This window comes from Paenibacillus sp. KN14-4R, assembly GCF_052180255.1.
In the GTDB taxonomy this organism is placed as follows: domain Bacteria; phylum Bacillota; class Bacilli; order Paenibacillales; family NBRC-103111; genus Paenibacillus_AM.
The window spans coordinates 3,970,461-3,991,560 of sequence record NZ_CP197466.1; the positions used below are offsets into that span (position 1 = coordinate 3,970,461).

At 46.1% G+C, this 21,100-nt stretch carries 19 protein-coding genes; 8 read left to right on the top strand and 11 right to left on the bottom strand.

Annotated features, from left to right (window positions below; all coding sequences use genetic code 11):
• Positions 1-9 precede the first annotated feature (9 nt).
• Positions 10-483 (top strand): GNAT family N-acetyltransferase, encoded by a 474-nt coding sequence (locus ACSBOP_RS19595; RefSeq protein ID WP_442602160.1) that lies wholly within the window; start codon positions 10-12, stop codon positions 481-483.
• A gap of 92 nt (positions 484-575) precedes the next feature.
• Here the strand turns inward: ACSBOP_RS19595 and recQ are convergent, their stop codons facing one another.
• Both recQ and ACSBOP_RS19605 read right to left on the bottom strand, forming a co-directional pair.
• Positions 576-2,390, bottom strand: a complete 1,815-nt coding sequence (gene recQ, locus ACSBOP_RS19600; protein ID WP_442602161.1) for a DNA helicase RecQ — start codon at positions 2,388-2,390, stop codon at positions 576-578.
• A gap of 29 nt (positions 2,391-2,419) precedes the next feature.
• Positions 2,420-2,713: a hypothetical protein gene (locus ACSBOP_RS19605; protein ID WP_442602162.1), complete on the bottom strand. Its 294-nt coding sequence runs from the start codon at positions 2,711-2,713 to the stop codon at positions 2,420-2,422.
• 258 nt (positions 2,714-2,971) lie between these two features.
• Between ACSBOP_RS19605 and ACSBOP_RS19610 the strand changes: the two genes are divergently transcribed.
• Both ACSBOP_RS19610 and ACSBOP_RS19615 read left to right on the top strand, forming a co-directional pair.
• On the top strand, positions 2,972-4,570 hold the full coding sequence (locus ACSBOP_RS19610; RefSeq protein ID WP_442602163.1) for an SWIM zinc finger family protein: 1,599 nt from the start codon (positions 2,972-2,974) through the stop codon (positions 4,568-4,570).
• The gene (locus tag ACSBOP_RS19615; RefSeq protein ID WP_442602164.1) at positions 4,567-7,488 is read left to right on the top strand and encodes a DEAD/DEAH box helicase; all 2,922 of its coding nucleotides are present in this window, start codon (positions 4,567-4,569) and stop codon (positions 7,486-7,488) included. Before ACSBOP_RS19610 ends, ACSBOP_RS19615 begins: the two co-directional genes overlap by 4 nt.
• Positions 7,489-7,567: 79 nt before the next feature.
• Here the strand turns inward: ACSBOP_RS19615 and ACSBOP_RS19620 are convergent, their stop codons facing one another.
• Positions 7,568-8,620 carry a metallophosphoesterase family protein gene (locus ACSBOP_RS19620; RefSeq protein WP_442602165.1) on the bottom strand — a complete coding sequence of 351 codons (1,053 nt, stop codon included), beginning with the start codon at positions 8,618-8,620 and terminating at the stop codon, positions 7,568-7,570.
• A gap of 158 nt (positions 8,621-8,778) precedes the next feature.
• On the opposite strand from ACSBOP_RS19620, the gene ACSBOP_RS19625 reads away from it, so the two are divergent.
• The 4 genes from ACSBOP_RS19625 to udk all read left to right on the top strand — a co-directional run bounded on the left by ACSBOP_RS19625 (position 8,779) and on the right by udk (position 10,168).
• Positions 8,779-8,934, top strand: a complete 156-nt coding sequence (locus tag ACSBOP_RS19625) for a hypothetical protein (protein WP_442602166.1) — start codon at positions 8,779-8,781, stop codon at positions 8,932-8,934.
• 35 nt (positions 8,935-8,969) lie between these two features.
• Positions 8,970-9,203 carry a histidine phosphatase family protein gene (locus ACSBOP_RS19630; RefSeq protein ID WP_442602167.1) on the top strand — a complete coding sequence of 78 codons (234 nt, stop codon included), beginning with the start codon at positions 8,970-8,972 and terminating at the stop codon, positions 9,201-9,203.
• Positions 9,200-9,415, top strand: a complete 216-nt coding sequence (locus ACSBOP_RS19635) for a hypothetical protein (RefSeq protein ID WP_442602168.1) — start codon at positions 9,200-9,202, stop codon at positions 9,413-9,415. Before ACSBOP_RS19630 ends, ACSBOP_RS19635 begins: the two co-directional genes overlap by 4 nt.
• A gap of 120 nt (positions 9,416-9,535) precedes the next feature.
• Positions 9,536-10,168: a uridine kinase gene (gene udk, locus ACSBOP_RS19640; protein WP_442602169.1), complete on the top strand. Its 633-nt coding sequence runs from the start codon at positions 9,536-9,538 to the stop codon at positions 10,166-10,168.
• A 104-nt stretch (positions 10,169-10,272) separates the two neighbouring features.
• On the opposite strand, the gene ACSBOP_RS19645 is transcribed toward udk, so the two are convergent.
• From ACSBOP_RS19645 to ACSBOP_RS19655, 3 genes are read right to left on the bottom strand one after another with little or no spacing between them, the layout of a single operon-like run.
• On the bottom strand, positions 10,273-11,874 hold the full coding sequence (locus ACSBOP_RS19645) for a UDP-glucose--hexose-1-phosphate uridylyltransferase (protein WP_442602170.1): 1,602 nt from the start codon (positions 11,872-11,874) through the stop codon (positions 10,273-10,275).
• A 14-nt stretch (positions 11,875-11,888) separates the two neighbouring features.
• Entirely contained in the window at positions 11,889-12,875 is a 987-nt protein-coding gene (galE, locus tag ACSBOP_RS19650) for a UDP-glucose 4-epimerase GalE (RefSeq protein WP_442602171.1), read from the bottom strand.
• Positions 12,876-12,929: 54 nt separating this feature from the next.
• On the bottom strand, positions 12,930-14,108 hold the full coding sequence (locus ACSBOP_RS19655) for a galactokinase (protein ID WP_442604536.1): 1,179 nt from the start codon (positions 14,106-14,108) through the stop codon (positions 12,930-12,932).
• Between the two features lie 178 nt (positions 14,109-14,286).
• On the opposite strand from ACSBOP_RS19655, the gene ACSBOP_RS19660 reads away from it, so the two are divergent.
• Positions 14,287-15,141: an AraC family ligand binding domain-containing protein gene (locus ACSBOP_RS19660; protein WP_442602172.1), complete on the top strand. Its 855-nt coding sequence runs from the start codon at positions 14,287-14,289 to the stop codon at positions 15,139-15,141.
• A gap of 42 nt (positions 15,142-15,183) precedes the next feature.
• Here the strand turns inward: ACSBOP_RS19660 and ACSBOP_RS19665 are convergent, their stop codons facing one another.
• The 5 genes from ACSBOP_RS19665 to ACSBOP_RS19685 all read right to left on the bottom strand — a co-directional run bounded on the left by ACSBOP_RS19665 (position 15,184) and on the right by ACSBOP_RS19685 (position 20,945).
• Positions 15,184-15,921, bottom strand: a complete 738-nt coding sequence (locus ACSBOP_RS19665; RefSeq protein ID WP_442602173.1) for a hypothetical protein — start codon at positions 15,919-15,921, stop codon at positions 15,184-15,186.
• 230 nt (positions 15,922-16,151) lie between these two features.
• Positions 16,152-17,114 carry an ABC transporter permease gene (locus ACSBOP_RS19670; protein ID WP_442602174.1) on the bottom strand — a complete coding sequence of 321 codons (963 nt, stop codon included), beginning with the start codon at positions 17,112-17,114 and terminating at the stop codon, positions 16,152-16,154.
• A complete protein-coding gene (locus tag ACSBOP_RS19675) occupies positions 17,115-18,131 on the bottom strand; it encodes an ABC transporter permease (protein WP_442604537.1) in 1,017 nt (338 codons plus the stop codon).
• Between the two features lie 46 nt (positions 18,132-18,177).
• Positions 18,178-19,728, bottom strand: a complete 1,551-nt coding sequence (locus ACSBOP_RS19680; RefSeq protein WP_442602175.1) for an ABC transporter ATP-binding protein — start codon at positions 19,726-19,728, stop codon at positions 18,178-18,180.
• A 161-nt stretch (positions 19,729-19,889) separates the two neighbouring features.
• The gene (locus tag ACSBOP_RS19685) at positions 19,890-20,945 is read right to left on the bottom strand and encodes a BMP family lipoprotein (protein WP_442602176.1); all 1,056 of its coding nucleotides are present in this window, start codon (positions 20,943-20,945) and stop codon (positions 19,890-19,892) included.
• Positions 20,946-21,100 lie beyond the last annotated feature (155 nt).

Genomic DNA, 21,100 nt, shown 5'->3' on the forward strand with positions numbered 1-21,100 from the left:
CAGCCTATCATGAACTTTGAACTCTTTCCTTTCACAGAGGAACATGGTCAGCAAATATGTACGTGGCGCTACCCTGCGCCCTACTCTTGTTATAACTGGCCTTCTTGGAAACAGATGGTGCAAGATGAAGAGGAGTTCGCCGATCCCTCGATCAGGCAATCGCAATACCATGCAGCCGTAGATGCCGAAGGGAGAATAAGTGGATTCGTTCAATATTTTCCGATAGTCGGTGTAACCAGACTCGGTCTTGGGCTGCGCCCTGACTTATGCGATCAAGGTCTTAGTCGCTCGTTCCTCACAGCGATCATTGCGGACGCGAAACTTCGCTTTCCAGATCATGAAATCGATCTTGAAGTATTAACATGGAACACACGTGCTATCCGTGCTTATGAACGCATGGGCTTCACCATCACCGATACGTACGAACGTGGTGGGCGATCAGGGATGATCGAGGTGCATTGTATGGTGTTAGCGGAAGATTAAATAGGTCGTTTATATGCAGCAAGGGGCTGTTCCAAATGTCTTAACGACTAAGGAATAGCCCCTTGCTGTGTTCTTTCTATCACTTCTTCTATCTAATAATCTCCAGCATCCGCTTCGACTGCACCCTGCGCATGTTCGCGTAACAAACCAAGGAATGGCTGACCGTAACTACGGAACTTCGCTTCACCGACACCTTTAATCGCGAGCAATCCTGCAGCAGTCGTCGGACATACTTCACTCATCTCACGTAAGGTCGCATCATTGAAAATAATATAAGGCGGTACTTTCTCGCGCTGCGATATCTCACGACGCAGTAAGCGAAGCTGTTCGAACAGCATGTTGCCTGCAGCGGAACTTTCTGGACGTACCTCTGGGCGACGCACTTTCTGATGCACACGTGCAGCACCCTTCAGTACATCGACTGCTGGCCATCCTAATTTCACCGTCGGATACTGTCCTTCTGATAAGGCCAAATAGCCTTCTGCAATTAGAACATTAATAAGGTCTGATATTTCTTTTTCCGACATGCCATTCAGTACACCGAATGTTGGCAGCTTATCGAAGCGATATTCCATAATCCGCTTCGCTCTAGATCCTTTTAGCACACCTGCAACAAGTGAAACACCAAAGCGTTCCCCCATTCTTCGAATACAGGAGAAGATTTTCTGTGCTTCCACCGTTATATCGATACTCTCCCGATCGTCCGTACAGGAAGAGCAGCGACCACACTTCACATGTTCACTCTCATCGCCAAAATAGTCCAGAATGTACGTATGCAAACATTGCGGTGTATAGCAATAATCAACCATCGTTTGCAGCTTGTGGTAATCATTCGCCTTACGATCTTCAGCTTGCGTCCCCTGCTCAATAAGAAACTTCTGCGTAATGATGTCCTGTGCAGAGAATAGAAGCATGCAATCACTAGGCTCTCCGTCACGTCCTGCACGCCCTGCTTCTTGGTAATAACTTTCCATATTTTTAGGCATATTGTAATGGATGACATACCGCACGTTAGACTTATCAATACCCATACCGAATGCATTCGTTGCGACCATTACGCGAATATCATCATAGATAAACGCATCTTGCGCGGAAATCCGTTCTTGATCGGATAAACCCGCATGGTATTTACCTGCGGAGATTCCATTCTTCGCGAGAAAAGCTTGTACTTCTTCCACTTCACGCCTTGTAGCTGCATAAATAATACCAGGTTGATGGGTATGTTCTTTCGCATAACGAAGCACATAATCCCGTTTGTTCTCTCCTCGAAGTACATGGAGCGCTAGATTTTCACGTCCGAATCCGGAGACATGAATCTCGGGATCACGCAAACGCAGCAGCTTCGCAATATCTGCCGTTACTTCACTTGTTGCTGTTGCGGTAAATGCCGCTACGAGCGGTCGGTTCCCAAGCTCCTCGATGAACGGTGCAATATTCACGTAACTTGGGCGGAAATCATGCCCCCAGTGTGAAACACAGTGCGCTTCATCCACAGCGATAAACGGAATGTTAAGTGAAGCCATACGCTCACGAAACCGAATGGATTCCAGCCGCTCTGGTGCGATATAGAGCAGCTTCAGTTCCCCCATCATCGCTTCTCGCAGTCGCTGCTCGACCTCACTTTGTGACAAGCTGGAATTGATAAAAGCCGCTGGAATTCCCACTTGATTGAGCGCATCCACTTGATCTTTCATCAATGAAATCAGTGGTGAAATAACGAGCGTAACGCCGGGCAGAAGCATGGCAGGTATCTGATAACAGATCGACTTCCCGCCTCCTGTCGGCATAATACCTAACGTATCTCGCCCTTCTAATAAAGACGTAATAATCGGCTTCTGACCCGCGCGAAAGTCTGGATAACCGTAATATTTTTGCAATAGATGTATCGCTTCTTGAAAAAGAGTCATCCCCATTTCCTTTCACAATTAGATTATGGCTATATCAAGGAAATAACCGTCGCCAGCCCGCTTGTGGAACGTACGATAATAACATGTCGTTCATGATCATAACGCACAGTCCCTGAACCCACCTGACAGACAGGCTCTGACCCTAATGCATAGAACAAATCATCCGTTAGTGTCCCGATACACTCAAGCTGCTCCTCCTCACAAAGAGCCGTCCAATCGCCTGCCTCCATCTCAAAAAAGGCATGCACATCTTCGATTGTCGAAATCGCTGCTATAAGCTCTTGCTGTATATCGTTATATTCTCTACCGAATTTGACACCCATTGTACGACACGTTCCTCTCCAAACTTTTTACTTCGAGTGTAACATATGTGCCCACGTAAATGAATTAGAGTCAGTAATCCGGTAAAACTATAGAGTGAACAAGGCGAAATGGTTTCTCCGTCTGATTAGACAAAGGAATAATTCGATATCAACGAAAAAAGACTGTCTTTTTATCAGAGAATAGGGGCAAATCTTCATAAAATTTGGTACTATAAAGAGATAGCTTTCTAACATTCCTATCTATCGGAGGAGCGCTTCATGTTGAAACTGCACATTCCGAAAAATCGCATCCAATATTTATTGAAGCAACTGAAGCACTATCACGAGTGGGACGATGTCGAGCAAGCCTGGACTTTATTTCATACAGGTAAAGTTCTTTCCATCGATCTCATAGACGATAATCAGGTGTCTGCTTCCGTGCGAGTAAAAAAGCCCCTTAATGTACGCATTCATCTCGATGAATTTAATCGCAGCAAATGCGCCTGCACAGATCCAAAACCTTGTATACATATGGCTGCCACGATATTTGCGATTTATGCAACGCAAGGTCGTCCTGAAATGATTTTGCAAGAATTAAAAAAGTATATTGCCAAAAAATCGGCTCAGCGCACAGCCAAACTCCGATTGGATGAGAAGAAAGAGGCGCAATCACTTCCTGAGATGAACGATAGCGGAGCGAAGTGGCAGCGTTATTTTGAAGGGCGATTTAATGGGTTTGTCATTTCCCATCAATATACGTTCGAGATGTTCGCTGCAGCCGTGTGGGATACACTCCTTCCGATGGCGAGTGGTTGGAGTAAACCTGAGCGTAGACGGCTTTACGCTGTAAATATCGCCTTGTTTGCCCTTCGTAGAATCGAAAGCTTTTATGAGGCTACCAAGTCTGCCTATTTATCTTCTTATCACGAAACGAGCAGTCAAGCCGCAGTTACTGCTTGTGAACAGCGACTATTGGACATGATGCAAGAAGACATCGGCACCGTGCAGCGTATTGATGAAGGTGCATGGCGGGAAACGATGCTGCTTTTAAGTGATTATGCGCTATCTGGTAAATCAACACCCGTGGATTGGCTTCAAATTTACCGCTTAGTATGGTGGAACCTTGCAGGTGAAATCAATTTAATTGATGCGGAGAAAGTGCGACTGGAGCAGCTACTCAGCAAATATGAGAAGGATAATGGGAATGCACGTCAAAAAGATGTACTCACTATCGCTCGGGCACATTTTGACGTGATGGAACATCGAATTCATGCAGCGTTTGATCGTTTAAAACTCGTTCACACCTGCGTTCCTAGTGACTATTACATCTATCTACGCCGTACTCGAGAGCAAGGGGACTGGGCAGGGCTGCAAGAATGGCTCCACTTCCTGTTACCTGTCATGCATACTGTTAACCAAGAGGACTTTCGCTCCTTGTGCCAGTTCTGGACAGATGCAGCCAAGCACCTCAATTCGGATCAAGAATGGGTTCAGGCTATGGAGACACTCCTCCCGCGTTCTTATTATTACTACACCGCATACTTGCTGCAAACGAAACGATATCGCAAGTGGGTCGATTTGCAATTAGCAACTCGAGTATCCCCGCTCAATTTATATAACGTTGAATTACGAACCGTAGAGGAAGCAGACTGCAAGCTGCTGCTCCCTCTGTATCACCAAGCCATTGAACGGCTCATTTTGGAGAAGAACCGCTCTTCCTATAAAACAGCGCTAACCATGCTAAAGAAGCTAAATGAGTATTATGCAAAGCTAGGAAAAATAGGCGCTTGGCACTTCTACCTTGAAGCGCTGCAAAACAAATTTGCGCGTCTTCGCGCGTTCCAAGATGAACTCATGAAAGGACCGTGGAAGCTATGATCGATACATCAGCGCTAACGGTTCATGCCGCTGCACTGCCTAATGGCTCCTTATTCCTATGGGGTTTGCGAGATCGCGGCGGTGCTTGGGAGGCATTGGACCTCAAGCATATGCTATTTGCTTGGCACGAGCCTTCTTTCTATGGAACGCTAATTGAAGAAAAAGAACTGCGACAAATCGAAGGAATTGAGCTTGATCCTTTAGAAGCGCTTGAATACTTTGCTGCTCCCAGCTGTGCCGAGCATGTGCGTCTAAAATGGGGGGGGAGCGCAAATGCCATTAGGCAGCTTTCCCCTGCCATCCGATCAGCACTCACAGGCGAACGCTTCTTGCCAAGCTATGAGCACTGGCGCAAAGGCGAAGTCGGCTGGAAGCTGGATCTGCCGGTTGAAGCGCAAGCACTTGTTAATGAAGATGCCCAGCGCTGGATGGATGCCGTTGTGCCCGCATGGGTTGCGGTCAACGGCGGTGCAGAACGCCTGCATCAACTCGAGCAGGCGTTCCCACGCATGCGGCAAGGTGAGGTGCCGCATGATCTATGGCTCGACGAGGACGATTGGCTCGTCGCAATCGGTTGGCAGCACGATGCCACCGCATTTCGTACCTGCATTCAGCTCGTAGAGCCTGAAGGCAGGCACGACTGGCAGCTTCGCGTGCTGCTTCAAGATCGCGCGGATGGCGGCATCATCCGCGCCGTGGACGGCAGCGGGGCACTCCTCCCTGGGGAGGCCCCGCTGCCCGAGCATTGGACCCCGCACATGGAGCGGGTCCAGCGGGATACCGGCAAATGGCTGCGCCTATTGCCGTGGCTCTCCACCGCCGACCATGACGGGTCGGCGCATCTGCCCATCGCGCTCGGGCACGATGGGGCTTGGCGCTTCCTATCGGAAGGAAGCGCCAAGCTGATTGCGGCAGGTTACACCGTATTCCTGCCGACATGGTGGGACCGCGTCCGTAGACTGCGGCCGCGACTACGCGCAAAGCTGCGCTCCGAGATGAATCCAGCAAACTCCCGTCAGCGCCAATCGCTGTTCGGCATTTCTCAACTTATGCAGTTCGACTGGAAGCTTGCGATCGGTGATTTGGAGCTAACCGAAGAAGAATTCGCCCAATTGCTGAGTGAAAAACGCAGCTTAGTTCAAATTCGCGGTCAATGGATACAGCTTGATCCAAAAGCTTTAAGTGAAATTAACGCCGCAATTCGTAAACTCCAACAGAGTAAAGGGCTTTCCTTGCGGGATGCACTCGCCCTCCACTTGCTTGGAACAGGCGGGAACAATCGCTCGGATGCCTTTGTCGATGAAGAGTCCGAGCTTGAAGCTGATCGCGCTCGCTTCGACATGGAAGTCGAATTGAACGATCATCTGGAGCAAATGATCGATAAGCTTATCCATACGAAGCATATCCCTGAAGTCGCAACTCCTGAGGCATTCAAAGGCGATCTCAGACACTATCAACGACAGGGCGCTTCATGGCTGCTATTCTTGCGTCAATTTGGACTGGGCGGGTGCCTAGCTGATGATATGGGTCTGGGTAAAACGATCCAATGGATCACCTACCTATTGTCTATCAAAGCCCATGCAGAAGCAGCTCAATCTGCACACAAAGAGGAGCCCGCTTTGGGCCCATCTCTACTCATTTGTCCGACTTCCGTGCTCGGTAACTGGCAGATGGAACTCAAACGCTTCGCCCCTACACTACGAGTTCACCTGCATTATGGACCGCATCGTTTGAAAGGGGAAGCATTCGCAGAAGCGATTCACGATAATGTGGATCTCGTATTGACTTCCTACAACTTGTCACACATTGATGAAGAAGAATTAAACATGATCCATTGGGATTCCATCTGTCTGGACGAAGCGCAAAACATCAAAAATGCTTACACCAAACAATCAGCCGCAATTCGTCGTCTATCCGGTTTCCACCGTATAGCAATGACAGGAACGCCTGTTGAGAATCGCCTTGCCGAGCTGTGGTCGATATTTGAATTTATTAATCCAGGCTACTTAGGTTCCTTACGAGACTTTACACATCGGTACGTGTCACCGATCGAATCTGCTCGTGATCCAGAGGCGCTCGCATCGGTACAAAAGCTCGTACGCCCATTCCTTCTGCGTCGAGTGAAGAATGATCCCGCGATTCAGCTGGATCTGCCTGAGAAGAACGAGACGAAAGTATTCGTCTCCCTTACAGCCGAGCAAAGTTCCTTGTACGAAAATTACATTCAAGATATGTTCGCGCGCATTGACAAAATGTCGACAATGGAACGTCGCGGTCACATTTTAACGGCCTTAACAAAGCTGAAACAGCTGTGCAATCACCCTGCTCTCTTACTGAAAGAAGGACCAAATGCCGTATGGGAGCATCGTTCCAATAAAGTCGAGCGTCTGACCGAGATGGTTCAGGAACTGCGCCAAGAAGGAGATAAGTGCCTGATCTTTACTCAATTTGTCGAGACAGGGTATCTGCTGCAGCGCATTCTACAACAAGAAATTGGCGAGAATGTCATCTTCCTGAATGGAGCTACGCCGAAAACGCAGCGCGATACGATGATCGCTCATTTTCAAAACACATCCCTGCCTGAAACGGAGCAGAACAACATCTTCATTCTCTCCCTCAAAGCAGGTGGAATCGGGCTTAACCTAACGGCTGCGAACCATGTGTTCCATTTTGACCGTTGGTGGAATCCAGCCGTTGAGAATCAAGCGACAGACCGTGCCTATCGAATCGGTCAAACTCGCAATGTGCAGGTGCACAAATTCATTACAATCGGTACGCTGGAAGAACGTGTGAACGAACTGATGGAAGGCAAGCTCGGACTTGCTGAAGGTATTGTCGGCAAAGGCGAAAGCTGGATCACCGAGATGTCCGAAGGCGAGCTGCGCGAATTGTTCACTCTACGAACGGAGTGGCTGTAACAAAATATTTTACAAAAAATCCCTCTTCCAATAGGTTCTATAGGAGAGGGATTTTTGCAGCAGGCAATATATTATCACTTCATTGCTTCATTCTTTTCTTGTTATCCGAAAACACCTTTTCATCCACACTCCGCAGCCATCTTCCATGCTGAAAATCCCTGCCTCTTACTCGTACATGATCACCATATACTTGCACGACCAGCCCTTCACTTGCTTGACCCTTTGCTGATTGGGACAGATTATCTTTCGTTAGCGGTTCCCATACGGATGAGGAATTAACCATCGTAAATCGTTTACGAACAATCGTCCCAATCTCACCCAATTCCGAATGCGTATGACCCGAAAATAAAATGACATTGGGGTATCGCTCCAATATCGCTCTTAACTGCTTATACTGCACAACCCCTCGATTATAAGTGGTCGAACCGCTGCCCGCTACCGAATCAGGCAAAGGCTGATGCAGAAACACAAAAATCGGATGAACCTGATTCATCGGAGTTCGCTTTGACTCCTTTTCTTTTAGCTTCTCCTCCAACCACTTTAGCTGCTCCGATGATAAGTACGCATCTTCCAAATTCGACTCATCCGTAGAACGATACTTCTCCGAACCCAGCATAATAAAATGATACCCTTGTATCCATCGATCCTGATAGACACGCTTCTCGCCTGTGAACTGTAAAAACCGCGCAATCGACATCTGGTCCGTCTCCTCATTGGGAAACGTCCATCTGCTCCAATCCCCTCTTCGGTTATACCATGCCTGATAAAATTCATGATTACCGATTGTATACATCACTTGCGACGGATGCGGTACAGTCTGCATGATCTTATTGAAGCTGGCATAATTGCTCGGATGACCGTCGCCAAGATCCCCATTTACGACAAGAGCTTTCGCATCGGGTGCTGCTACTTGTAGATCTCGCAGTGCCTGCGTGCATTTGTCTACCGCGATTGGACTCGTTACATGTAGATCGCTAATCAGCCAGAATGTTAAATTTGCAACTCGATCTCCTGCCGGCGTATCATCACGAAATTCCATTGGCCCCGTACTCGCATTCGCAAACCTAGCATTGGAGCTAATTCCCATACATACAAGTATGACAGCGATAAGGCAGCGCAATTTTTGCAGCATCTATAGCGACTCCTTTTTCATCCAAATCTTAATGCCCTTAGTTTGTCATAACCATGTGGATAGTATGTCAATTGTTACGTCCATATGGGTGATGTAGGCATATTTCATCATTCCCAAGCACAAGCTATACCCAGCTCCCATGGAAAGGACGTGCATCTATGAAAAAGAAAGATCTCGAAGACGACTACGTCGGCACAACGAACATGCAAGTTAAAAATCAAGATATGGCTTTCGTTAATGACACCTTGGACCTTGCAGAAGATAAGCATGCGATTAAAAAAACACCTTCAGAGCAAGAATCCGAGGACGAGTAATCAGAACATAATCAAACTGACTCGAAAAAGGCAGGATGGGCTTACCTATCCGCCTTTTTTTAAATTTTGGTATCAGGAATGAGCAAGGACGACAACAAACGTCAGCATTAACCGCACGACTTGTTAAAGAAGATTGGGACGTCATTGTCGCTAGTGATCTATCACGTGCATACGATACAGCAGAGGCAATTGCTCAAGCGAAGGGTAAAAAAGTGGACATTGTTGATCCAAGACTTCTTATCAAAGGGAGGTGGATGTTAATTTTATGAAAATCAAGCTTGAAGCCACCCTTGAAATTGATATGGAAGAAATATTATCCGATTGCTACTATCTCGCTCCACGGGATGAAATCACAAGAGAAATTAAACAACTTGTTATTTTTTGGGCGGAACAACGACTTACAGAAGATGGGTGGCCTATTCCTTGCTCCATTAAAGACATACGTGATTATTTGATTGAGAACGAATTAATTTCCGTTTAAAAAATGATCAAATCCTGTTCTACTCTACATTTCGTCGACAGGTAATCTTTTTATTTTTAAATCTTCGCGATTTTTGTTAAAATACCTAGTAGAGCTTAGGACAGGAGAGATTGTAGGTTTATGTTAATTATTGGTATTGCAGGCGGAACAGGGTCGGGGAAAACATCAGTTGCTCGCTCAATCATAGAAAGACTCGGTGAAGACCGGGCAGTCATTATCTCCCAAGATAATTATTACGTGAACTATGCAAATCTTCCTTTCGAGGAACGAGAAGCACTTAATTACGATCACCCCAACGCACATGATAATAAATTGCTGCTCACACATTTAAACGAACTCAAGCTAGGACGCGGTGTAGATATACCTGTCTATGACTTTGTCAAACATGAGCGGTCAAGTCAGACGATTCGCATTGAACCTAAATCGATTGTGATCGTTGAAGGTTTGCATGTGCTAACCGATGAAGATGTACGCAGCGCACTTGATGTCAAAGTATTCGTGGACACAGATGCCGATATTCGCATTTTGCGACGTGTAGTACGTGATATGAATGAGCGTGGGCGTTCGTTACAGTCGATTTGCAACCAGTACATGTCTTCCGTGAAACCGATGCATGATGCTTTTATCGAACCGTCTAAAAAATATGCGGACGTCATTATCCCTGAAGGGGTTAAAAATGAAGTCGGCGTCAATCTGCTCATGATTTTAACAGAACGTTACATGAGCAAGAGCGAATTGAGCATGAAGCCATAGAGTATGTTCAAAAGTCTGATCAGAAAGTTGAACACGCTCTTAAAAGAAAGAGTGCAAGATGTGGATACCCACAGCTTGCACTCTTTTTGCTTACTTGTCGACTGTTATTGGTGTGTTGTTATTCGTGTATAACCTGATGATTGTAAGAAACGATCGAACGCTTGTTGTCCGGCTTCATCACGTTTATAAACACCTGCGTCATGCAGCACTTGCAAAAATTTCTCCCCGACAGACTGCTTCAAGATTTGATCGGCTTGTTCAAGGGAAACGACCCTTCCATGCAATTCATGGAGCTCATCAATCCACGCAGCATGCGGTATGATTGAACTTGGTAAATCACCGGCTGCTACAGCAGGTTCCGTTAGCAGCTTCGCAATTGCCGCAAGCTCGGTGTTAAGGCGCGGCGGTAACACGGCAAGTCCCATCACTTCGATTAGCCCAATATTTTCTTTCTTGATATGGTGCAAGTTACGATGTGGATGGTAAATGCCCTCGGGATATTCTTCGCTCGTACGATTATTACGCAGAACCAAATCCATTTCGTATTCCCCATCTTCGTTTTTTCTCGAAATCGGAGTAATCGTGTTATGCGGCACATCTCCACTGTATGCGAGTACGCCTGCTGCTTCATCGCTGTAAGCTCGCCACTCGCTTAACACATGCTCAACTGCCTGCAAAAGCTGCTCTTTATCGGAACTTGCTAACCGGACAACCGACATCGGCCAGCGTACGATTCCGCCATGCACACCTGGGAAGCTTGAATGTGCGTAAAATTGCTCGATGGGTGATTGTTGCAGAGGGAAAAGGTGTCTGCCGCATTGATAATGATCATGTGATAAAATCGACCCGCCGACGATTGGCAAATCGGCATTAGAGCCGATAAAATAATGCGGTATCTCATCTGTAAAATCGAGCAAGCGTCTAAATGTCTGCGGTGTAATTCGCATCGGTACATGCTGACCGCTTAGTACAATGCTATGCTCGTTGTAGTACATATAAGGCGAGTATTGAAAAAACCATTCCTCACCTGATAAAGAAAGCGGCAAAATACGCAGATTTTGCCTTGCTGGATGATCTAATCTGCCCGCATAGCCCACGTTATCCACACATAATAAACAGCTCGGGTAAGAATTCTGCCCAACGTTGGCAAGGAGCGCAATTTCTTTTGGATCTTTTTCTGGTTTTGATAAGTTAATTGTAATTTCCAGTTCCCCATATTCCGTGTAGGCTGGCCAAATCCTATTCTTCTCGATCCGATCCATCCGTATGTAGCACGAATCGATGGACAAGCGATACCAGTATTCCGTTGCTGCTTCAATCCCTTGTGTCCTACGAATTTCCTGAAACTTCGCAGCTGCTTCAGAAGGACGCGGCATGAGTAGTCCCATCAGCTTTGCATCCAGCAAATCTCGATACGTCGTTGTATGATCTGGCAAAATGCCTACTTGGTAGGCGTAGTCCATGAGCACGGCAAGAAGTGCGTTAGGGGACGTAGTACTTACGTCACTGGAGTGATCCTGGTCCTGCGCATCCAAAGCAGGATCATAAGGTGCTGCGAGGCGCAGCTCGACGAGCAAAGCGTTACGAGCCGCGCAAATATCCAGCGGCTCAATCATCCCTGCGCGCAGGGCGTACTGCAAGAGCCCCTCCAGGGCTCTTGCAGCAGCATTCGGCGCGATGTCTTGATTAGCGATGACATCGTTCATCGCATAGCCCCCTTTCATCCCCGGTATCCTCGGGGATGGCCCTGGTGCCAGCGCCAGGCGCTGGCCACAATGTCCCGCAGCTCTGGGCGTTGCGGGACCCAACCGAGCTCCGCTTGCGCTCGGTTGGCTGAGGCGACCAGCACGGCTGGATCGCCAGCTCGGCGGCCCTGAATCGCCGCCGGAATCGCATGGCCCGTTACCTCGCGGGCCACATCAATTACTTCACGGACGGAGAATCCGCGTCCGCTGCCAAGATTGTAGACGGTGCTATTCCCACCGCCTCGAAGCCGATCAAGCGCACGAACATGTGCGTCTGCAAGATCACTGACATGGATGTAGTCCCGGACGCACGTACCATCCGGTGTCTCATATTCTTCACCGAACACCGCAATTTGCTCACGCTGCCCTAGCGCCACTTGTAAGATCAGTGGAATAAGATGCGATTCTGGGGTGTGGTCCTCCCCGATCTTCCCACTCTCATGCGCACCTGCCGCATTAAAGTAACGCAGAGCCACATACTTAATCCCATGTGCGGCATCGAACCAACGCATCATCCGCTCCATCACAAGCTTTGTTTCCCCATACACACTTGTTGGATCCGTGCGGTCGCCTTCTTCAATTGGCACGCGTTCTGGCTCACCGTACGTAGCTGCAGTAGACGAAAATACAATGTATTTCACACCATGCTTATTCATTTGCTCAAGCAAGCCGTTCATGCCCGATACGTTGTTGTCATAGTATTTACCAGGCATTTGCATGCTTTCTCCAACCAAGGAGTTCGCCGCAAAGTGAATGACTGCCTCAATTTTATTTTCCGAAAACACGCGATCCATGAATGCATGATCACGAATATCGCCAACCTCAAGCTTTCCACCCAGAAGTGACTCGCTATGCCCCTGCTGCAAGTTATCAACAACAACCACTTCTTCACCACGAGATAGCAGCTCTGCCACCGTATGTGATCCAATATATCCCGCTCCACCTGTTACCATAATCGCCATGATATTGTCCTCCTCCGATTTAGCCTAGCCGATTCCGACTTACCAAACTCACTACTACTCCACGCGACGCACACCATCACCGATTTTACTCACATAGAACTCACCCGTTAGACCTGTCTCACGTAAGTACGTATCCCCTACAACATGAATAAATTCATCAACCTGATCTTCATGCACTAGCGCTACTGTACAGCCACCAAAACCTGCACCCGTCATGCGCGCACCGAGCACTCCAGGAATTTGCAGGGCTGCCTCCACCATCACATCAAGTTCACGGCAGGATACCTCATATAGTTCTCGCAATGATTCATGCGACAGCACCATCATCTTGCCGAACTCCACTAAATTCCCTTGGCGAAGCAGATCAACCGACCGCAGCACACGTGCATTCTCTTCCACAACGTGGCGTGCTCTCCGCTGCATGACTTCATCCTTAAGTTCACCTGCAATTTCACTAAATTGCGCTTCATTCAAGTCTGCAAGCCACTTCAAATTTTCAAGACCCGGCACCACTGTACGTAAGATCTGAACGGCTGCTTCACACTGACTTCTTCGCTCATTGTAAGCGGAATGTGCAAGCTCTCTGCGTTTATTCGTATTACCGATTACTAGCTGATAGGAACCACTTTCAAAAGGTACCTGCTCATAATGCAAATCGTTACAGCGCAGCAGTACCGCATGATCTTTCTTGCCCTGCGCAATTGCAAATTGATCCATGATCCCGCATTTGACACCGATATATTCATTTTCCGCGCGCTGAGCGAGCCGTGCAATGTTCGTACGATTGATTTCGCGTCCTTCTTGATCTAAGATTGCAAAAGCCGTAACGACCTCGATGGATGCTGAAGAGGAGAGCCCTGCTCCGTTTGGAATGTTCCCATAGAAGAGCATATCAAAACCGGACAGAAGTGCTTGCTCCGCATGTAAAATGGAAATAACCCCTTTTGGGAAGTTACTCCAATCATCTTCCGCTTGGTAGCTGAGATCGAATAAGGATTTTTGTACAGTTAATGAAAAACCCATTGACGCCATATGCAGCTTATCATCGGAACGTCGTCTCACGAGCAGCGCAGTTCCAATTGTCAGTGCTGCTGGAAATACATAACCACCGTTATAATCAATATGTTCCCCGATTAAATTGACGCGCCCAGGTGCATGGTATACCGCAATATCTACAGGATTTCCCCCATGTATTTCGATAAAACGTTCTTTCAGCTGCTCGATCAATTTCACATCCACCTACCAACGCCTCCTCTTAAATCCCCATCATTTCACTATTATTTCTTAATCTCAGTATATCGCTTTCATTCCTAATCCCCAATGGAATCTTGTTATCTTCACATGGAAAAATGTGACCTTGGAAGCTATACTATTAATGGGTGCTATTCTTTATTTGGAGGTGTATTCCCTCATGTCTCTACCCCTACCCGCTTATACCTATGTGGTCGCTTCAAACCCCAATCCAGATTTGTCTGTCGATCCTATCGTTTTATTTGCTGGTGAGAGTCAGACGAAACCTGGTCATACACTCGGGCCTAAGCTGATTGATTACTACTTGCTGCATGTTGTCTTATCCGGTAAAGGAACCTATACATGCGCAGGACATACCTATAGCTTACAAGCAGGTGACAGCTTCCTCATTGAACCGGATCAGCTTGTCACGTATTCTGCAGATCCAAGCGAGCCCTGGCATTATCGATGGATCGCCTTTCGCAGCTCGAACTTTAGCGATATTTTGCATGCAGTTGGGCTCACACCCGAGCATCCCGTCTCACGTAAAGGAAATAATTATAATCGCATAGCTGTCTTATTTAAACGCATATTCACGGTATTCCGAGAAAGAAATCCTTTTGCTCCTTTGGAAGCCGCTAGCAGCTTACATCTTATTCTTGCTTCGTATGGTACATTGCTTTCAAGCGAGCAGGCTGCTGAGCAACCAGCCCCGCCTCCTGGTACAGACGTCGTCCGTCAGGCACTTCGATACTTATCCACCCAGTATGCAGAAGAGATTACCATCGAGACGATGGCAGAAGGGCTTGGTTATAACCGCGCCTATCTCTCCCGCCTATTTAAAGAGCAGACAGGTGTAACCCCCGTCACTTTCCTACTTCACTTGCGACTCGATCATGCACGCCGGTTACTTCGAGAGCGTAAGCAATTAACGGTTGAGCAGATTGCATTTTCCGTTGGTTTTCGTGATGGCCTTTACTTCTCCAAACAATTCAGACGTATGTATAATCAATCACCAACTGAGTATCGTCAATAAAAAAACCTTTTCCCATCTAGCGGAAAAGGTTTGTAACTTCTCTTACATCAAGATTTTCATCAAAAGACTGAGCACAATTCCATACAAAGCAATCGTTAACGTAATAAAAGAAATTCTACGATCTTCTGAAATTTCATACATTTGATTCGCACCCATGACAGTCCACAGTAGAGTGGACAATAACAAGATCAACATTAGAGACATTCCGATACTCACATTGATCAGGGTAAAGAGGCCGACGACTACGAACCCTGCACCCGTTGTCAGCTGCATCCCGCCTAGCCGTACAACAACTTCTGTCACACTTAGCTTCTTACTTCCAATCCAATTTCCGATTATGTAGATCGCACCCAAGAAAGCAATAATAGAAAGCAGACCCATTAAGAACAACTTCCAAGCGATTCCACTACCAAATGATGGTGCCCTACCACCACCCATTAACATCATGAGATTACCAAAAGTTTTTCCGAAAAACTCCTCGATTTTATTTTGCATGATGAATGCCCAGATCAAGAATCCGATTAAGGAAGCTGCTATCCCTAGCAATCCATACATCAAATCTTTGGATGGCTGGAGCTTCAGCCCCTGTTGTGGATTTTTCAAAAGTGTGAGAACCACATTCCCATCAATCTGCTTAACCGCACGTGTCAGATCTTCCATAATCGGATTGGCCTGTGTCGAAGCAGCCGGTCCAGTATGTGATGCCGACGCCGCTACTTCATTACATACGTGAACCTCCCCTTCTGCTAATTTTTGACCACATTTTGCACAAAAAGCCAAATCAAACAACCTCCCATGATTTTATACCACCTGACTTCATAGGCCTTCATGGACTAACATTTTTTCCATGATTCCCCTAAATAGTGAGGTTTTTATTATTATCCATGAGTCTGCTTCATGCGTCAATTCTATTATTTTATTATTTAAAATATTTTTGCACTAAAACAAAAACCTCTGTCCTCGCCGAAGCGAAAAACAGAGGTTCAATTATTTACTGCATAGCTGAATGCCTAACGTTTACCTGGATCATAAGGTTCCCCGAGTGCAGACGGCGCATTCGCGCGTCCTACTGCTCCAGCAAGTACCAAGATCGTAAGAATATACGGCAGCATGTAGATCAATTCAGCCGGAATGCTTTCAGATAATCCGTAGTTCTGCACAAGGTCTTTAATCGCTTGTGAGAAGCCGAAGAAGCAGGCAGCACCGAATGCACCAATTGGATGCCATTTACCAAAGATTAACGCGGCAAGCGCGATAAAACCTTGGCCTGAAATCGTATTGTGCGAGAACGCACTTGTTGTTGTCAGCGTAATTGTCGCGCCACCTAATCCAGCAAGAGCACCTGAGAGCAATACGCCGATATAACGCATGCGAAGTACCTTAACACCTACTGTATCGGCAGCACTCGGATGTTCTCCGACTGCACGAAGACGTAGACCAAATGGCGTTTTGTATAGCACGTAGAACGTAACTGCCACAAGAATGACAGCTAAGTAAGTTGTCGGATAAGCATTAAAGAATACTTGACCGATAAACGGAATATCCGATAGTCCTGGGATGTACAGTTTACTGAAAACATGCTCAATCGTATCTGTTTGACCAGCACCATTAAATAGAAGTTTTACCAAGTAAAGTGTAACACCGACAGCAAGGAAGTTAATAACGACACCGCTGACAACCTGATTGGCTTTAAACCGAATGGACGCAACAGCATGTATCCAAGAGAAAGCCACACCAAGCACAATAGCTGCGATGAGTCCAATATAAGGGGACATCATACCCAGACCACTATGTTCAGCATAAAGTGTAGCAATAGCAGAACCAAATGCCCCTGCCACCATTAAACCTTCAAGTCCAATATTAACGACACCAGAACGCTCTGAAAAAATACCACCTAACGCAGCAAGAATCAAAGCAGTGGAGAACACGAGTGTCGTATTGATCGTCTGACCTAGCAGATCAAGCACTTGCATCTATACCACCCTCTCATCTTTTTTGCGCTTGAAATAAATTGGTGCAACAACCCACTTTACAATACCTTGTGCAGCTACGAAGAAAATAACCGCACCAATAACAACACGAATAATTTCTGGCGGCACATCTGCAGCAAAGTGCATACCTGCCGAACCGTAACTTAAAGCACCGAACAATACCGCGGCTAAAATAACACCAATTGGGTTATTCGCGCCAAGAAGAGAAACGGCAATACCATCTAAGCCATAGCCAGGGAATGCGGCAGAGATCGATTGGGATTGGAATACACCAAGCGTCTCGAACGTTCCTGCAAGACCGGCAAAAATACCTGCGATAAACATGGCTTTGATGACGTTACGGTTTACGTTCATACCCGCATACTCAGCCGCATTGCGGTTTAAACCTACCGCACGAAGTTCATACCCTTGCTTTGTTTTCCATAAAATAATATAGAATACAAGTGCAGCTAGCAGCGCGATAAAGATCCCCCAGTGAATACGAGCGTTACCGAACATCTCCGATAACCAGTCAATGCGAATGCTAGCCGTTGCTTGAATATCGCTGGAACGCTGTTGTCCCGGCTCAAGCAAGAAACGACCTACGATATAGTTAGCTAAATATAGCGCAACCCAGTTTAACATGATGGAGCTAATAACCTCATTCACGCCACGCTTCGCTTTTAACCAACCCACTAGAGCTCCCCACAAACCTCCAAGAAGCGCACCAACAAGAATTGCAAGTGGTGCATGGACGTACCATGGCAAACCAAATTTAATACCAATAAACGTAGCACCAGTCATACCCAAGATGAATTGACCTTCAGCACCAATGTTGAATAGTCCTGTCCGAAATGCGAACGCAACCGATAACCCAGTGAGGATTAAAGGTGCAATTTGACGCAATGTTTCACCAAAGTCATACATATTCCCGAATACACGCGAGAATAGCGCTCCATAAGCAGTAATTGGGTTATATCCGCCAATTAGCATAACAACTGCACCCGTTAAGAGCCCCATTACGATGGCAACTAAAGGAATAACCAGGGAATCTTTCGCAATAAATCTAATCAGTCGATCCAACTGTTTCCCCTCCTTCGCTGCGGCGGCTGCCCGCCATCATTAAGCCTAATTCTTGATCTGTCGTTTCTTGCGGCAGCACTTCACCTACGATTTTACCTTCGTAAATAACAGCAATTCGGTCCGATACATTCAAAATTTCATCCAATTCAAATGAAATTAACAATACGGCTTTACCCTGGTCACGCTGCTCAATAAGTTGTTTATGCACAAATTCAATCGCACCCACATCCAGACCACGTGTAGGCTGGGCTGCTATGACTAGATCAGGGTTACGTTCAATCTCACGTGCAATAATCGCCTTCTGCTGATTTCCCCCAGACAGAGAACGAGCTTCGTTGTATATACTCGGTGTACGTACATCATATTGCTTTACAAGCTTCTCCGCATTCTTATCGATGGCCTTGTAATCCAACATGCCGTTCTTAGTAAACTGCGGGTAGAAGTACGTATCAAGCACCATGTTCTCACTTACGGTGAAGTCAAGAACAAGCCCGTGCTTGTGTCGATCCTCAGGAATATGAGAAATACCCGATTCCGAGATATGACGCGGTGTGCGGTTTGTAATATTTTTACCGTTTAGCGATATTTCACCACTATTTACTTTGCGAAGTCCAGTTAAAGCTTCAATCAATTGACTTTGGCCATTGCCATCTACCCCTGCAATACCCAAAATTTCTCCTGCTTTTACCTCAAACGATAAGCCATTTAGGACATTAACACCTTGATGATTTTTATAGGATAGATCATGGACCTGCAGCACCGTATGCTTCGGTGATGGCGGTTTTTTCTCAGTACGGAACGATACATGACGACCAACCATTTTCTCAGCCAGCTCTTGCGGGTTTGTCTCTAATTTCTTAACGGAATCAATCACCTTACCACGGCGAATAATGGTCACCGTATCTGCGATTGTCATAATTTCTTTCAGTTTGTGTGTAATTAAGATGATGGACTTTCCTTCACTCACCAGCTGCTTCATAATTTCCATCAATTTTATGATCTCTTGAGGAGTCAGTACTGCTGTCGGCTCATCAAAAATTAAGACGTCCGCACCTCGATACAGCGTTTTCACAATTTCAACACGTTGTTGCATTCCAACAGAAATATCTTCAATCTTTGCATGCGGATCGATATCAAGGCCATACTGCTCAGAGAGTTTACGAACTTTCTCAGCTGCCGTACGATAATCGATTTTGATACCTTTCTTCGGTTCCATCCCAAGCACAATATTCTCCGTTACCGTAAACGGTTGAACGAGCTTAAAGTGTTGGTGCACCATTCCGATTCCAAGCTCAATTGCTTTATTCGGAGAGTCAATGAGAACCTTCTTGCCATCCATCTCGATGTGTCCTTCATCTGGCTGATACAGCCCGAACACAACATTCATGAGCGTCGACTTTCCTGCACCATTTTCTCCAAGTAGGGCATGAATTTCCCCTTTACGTAACTTTAGAGAAATCGAATCATTGGCCACAATCCCTGGAAAACGCTTCGTAATGCCTACTAACTCAACTACTGGGTTTTCAACACTCATTTTTTTCACCTGCCATACATTTACTTGAACTCTTAGGTTGATACTTAGAATTTACGAGTAATGCAAATAAATTCTACATCATGAACCGAAGAAAGGGCTAGTTCATGTTAAACTAGCCCTTTCTCCATGTACTCTATTATCTTACCAGATTTCGAGATGAATTACTTCACTTCAGTTGGTACTTTAATTTCGCCGCTAACAATTTTAGCTGCATACTCATCTACTAATTTAACAACATCAGCAGGAAGAGTTTTTCTGGAAGTCTCAGAAATGCCTACGCCTTTGTCTTTCAAGCCTAGAACTGTATTCGTACCGCCTTGGAATTTACCATCCATTGTATCTTTTGTAATTTTGTGTACAGCTTCGTCTACGCGCTTAATCATGGATGTAAGAGTTACATCAGCACCGAATTCGATGGATTGGTCTTTATCTACACCGATAACCCATACTTTTTTACCAGCTTTCAAACGGTCTTTAGCTTCGTTAAATACGCCGTTACCTGTACCACCAGCTGCGTGGAAGATAATATCAGCACCGCTGTTGTACATACTTGCTGCTGCTGCTTTACCTACGTCCGGCTTACCGAAGTCACCCGCATAGTTAACAAGAACTTCAACGCTAGGGTCAACTGCTTTAACACCAGCTACGAAACCAGCGTGGAAACGGGAGATAACTGGAATTTTCATACCGCCAACGAAACCAACTTTTTTAGTTTTAGTTGTTTTAGCAGCAACTACACCAACCAAGAAAGATCCTTCTTGCTCAGCAAAGTTAACAGACTGTACGTTTGGTAAGTTTACAACATTATCAACAATTGCAAGTTTAGCATTAGGATCTTGTTTAGCTGCAGCTTCAACAGCTTTATCAAGCAACATGCCAATACCCCAAGTTAAGTTGTAGCTACCTTTTACGAATTGATTCATGTTTGTCGCAAAATCAGCTTCGGATTTACTTTCCAAATATTTAGCGGAAGCGCCAGTTTCTTTTTGAACTAATTGAAGAGCTTCCCATGCGCTTTGGTTAAAGGACTTATCGTTAACCCCACCAACGTCAGTCACCATACCAACTTTGAAATCTTTTCCTTTGTTGTCGCTTTTCGGCGCTTCAGTTGCTGCCGGTTTCTCTGTGCTTGGAGCAGCAGTCTTTCCGCCACAACCCATAAGTGCTAATGAAAAGACAAGCACTAATAAAACGGATACATTAAAAAACTTTTTCATGAACTTCGACCTCCAAAAATGATATGGATGTTTTGCACGCTACCACTATGATTTCACAATAGTGTTAAAATTATGTAGCTCACAAAACATTTCCTCTATACAAACACATTATAGTATAACCAACGGTCAGTAGGAAGCGCTTTAATCGATAATCT

Coding starts and splice junctions, on each gene's coding strand:
- ACSBOP_RS19595 (WP_442602160.1), top strand. CDS start 10: ATGAACTTTGAACTCTTTCCTTTCACAGAGGAACATGGTCAGCAAATA.
- recQ (WP_442602161.1), bottom strand. CDS start 2,390: ATGACTCTTTTTCAAGAAGCGATACATCTATTGCAAAAATATTACGGT.
- ACSBOP_RS19605 (WP_442602162.1), bottom strand. CDS start 2,713: ATGGGTGTCAAATTCGGTAGAGAATATAACGATATACAGCAAGAGCTT.
- ACSBOP_RS19610 (WP_442602163.1), top strand. CDS start 2,972: ATGTTGAAACTGCACATTCCGAAAAATCGCATCCAATATTTATTGAAG.
- ACSBOP_RS19615 (WP_442602164.1), top strand. CDS start 4,567: ATGATCGATACATCAGCGCTAACGGTTCATGCCGCTGCACTGCCTAAT.
- ACSBOP_RS19620 (WP_442602165.1), bottom strand. CDS start 8,620: ATGCTGCAAAAATTGCGCTGCCTTATCGCTGTCATACTTGTATGTATG.
- ACSBOP_RS19625 (WP_442602166.1), top strand. CDS start 8,779: ATGAAAAAGAAAGATCTCGAAGACGACTACGTCGGCACAACGAACATG.
- ACSBOP_RS19630 (WP_442602167.1), top strand. CDS start 8,970: ATGGGCTTACCTATCCGCCTTTTTTTAAATTTTGGTATCAGGAATGAG.
- ACSBOP_RS19635 (WP_442602168.1), top strand. CDS start 9,200: ATGAAAATCAAGCTTGAAGCCACCCTTGAAATTGATATGGAAGAAATA.
- udk (WP_442602169.1), top strand. CDS start 9,536: ATGTTAATTATTGGTATTGCAGGCGGAACAGGGTCGGGGAAAACATCA.
- ACSBOP_RS19645 (WP_442602170.1), bottom strand. CDS start 11,874: ATGAACGATGTCATCGCTAATCAAGACATCGCGCCGAATGCTGCTGCA.
- galE (WP_442602171.1), bottom strand. CDS start 12,875: ATGGCGATTATGGTAACAGGTGGAGCGGGATATATTGGATCACATACG.
- ACSBOP_RS19660 (WP_442602172.1), top strand. CDS start 14,287: ATGTCTCTACCCCTACCCGCTTATACCTATGTGGTCGCTTCAAACCCC.
- ACSBOP_RS19670 (WP_442602174.1), bottom strand. CDS start 17,114: ATGCAAGTGCTTGATCTGCTAGGTCAGACGATCAATACGACACTCGTG.
- ACSBOP_RS19675 (WP_442604537.1), bottom strand. CDS start 18,131: ATGGGGCTCTTAACGGGTGCAGTTGTTATGCTAATTGGCGGATATAAC.
- ACSBOP_RS19680 (WP_442602175.1), bottom strand. CDS start 19,728: ATGAGTGTTGAAAACCCAGTAGTTGAGTTAGTAGGCATTACGAAGCGT.
- ACSBOP_RS19685 (WP_442602176.1), bottom strand. CDS start 20,945: ATGAAAAAGTTTTTTAATGTATCCGTTTTATTAGTGCTTGTCTTTTCA.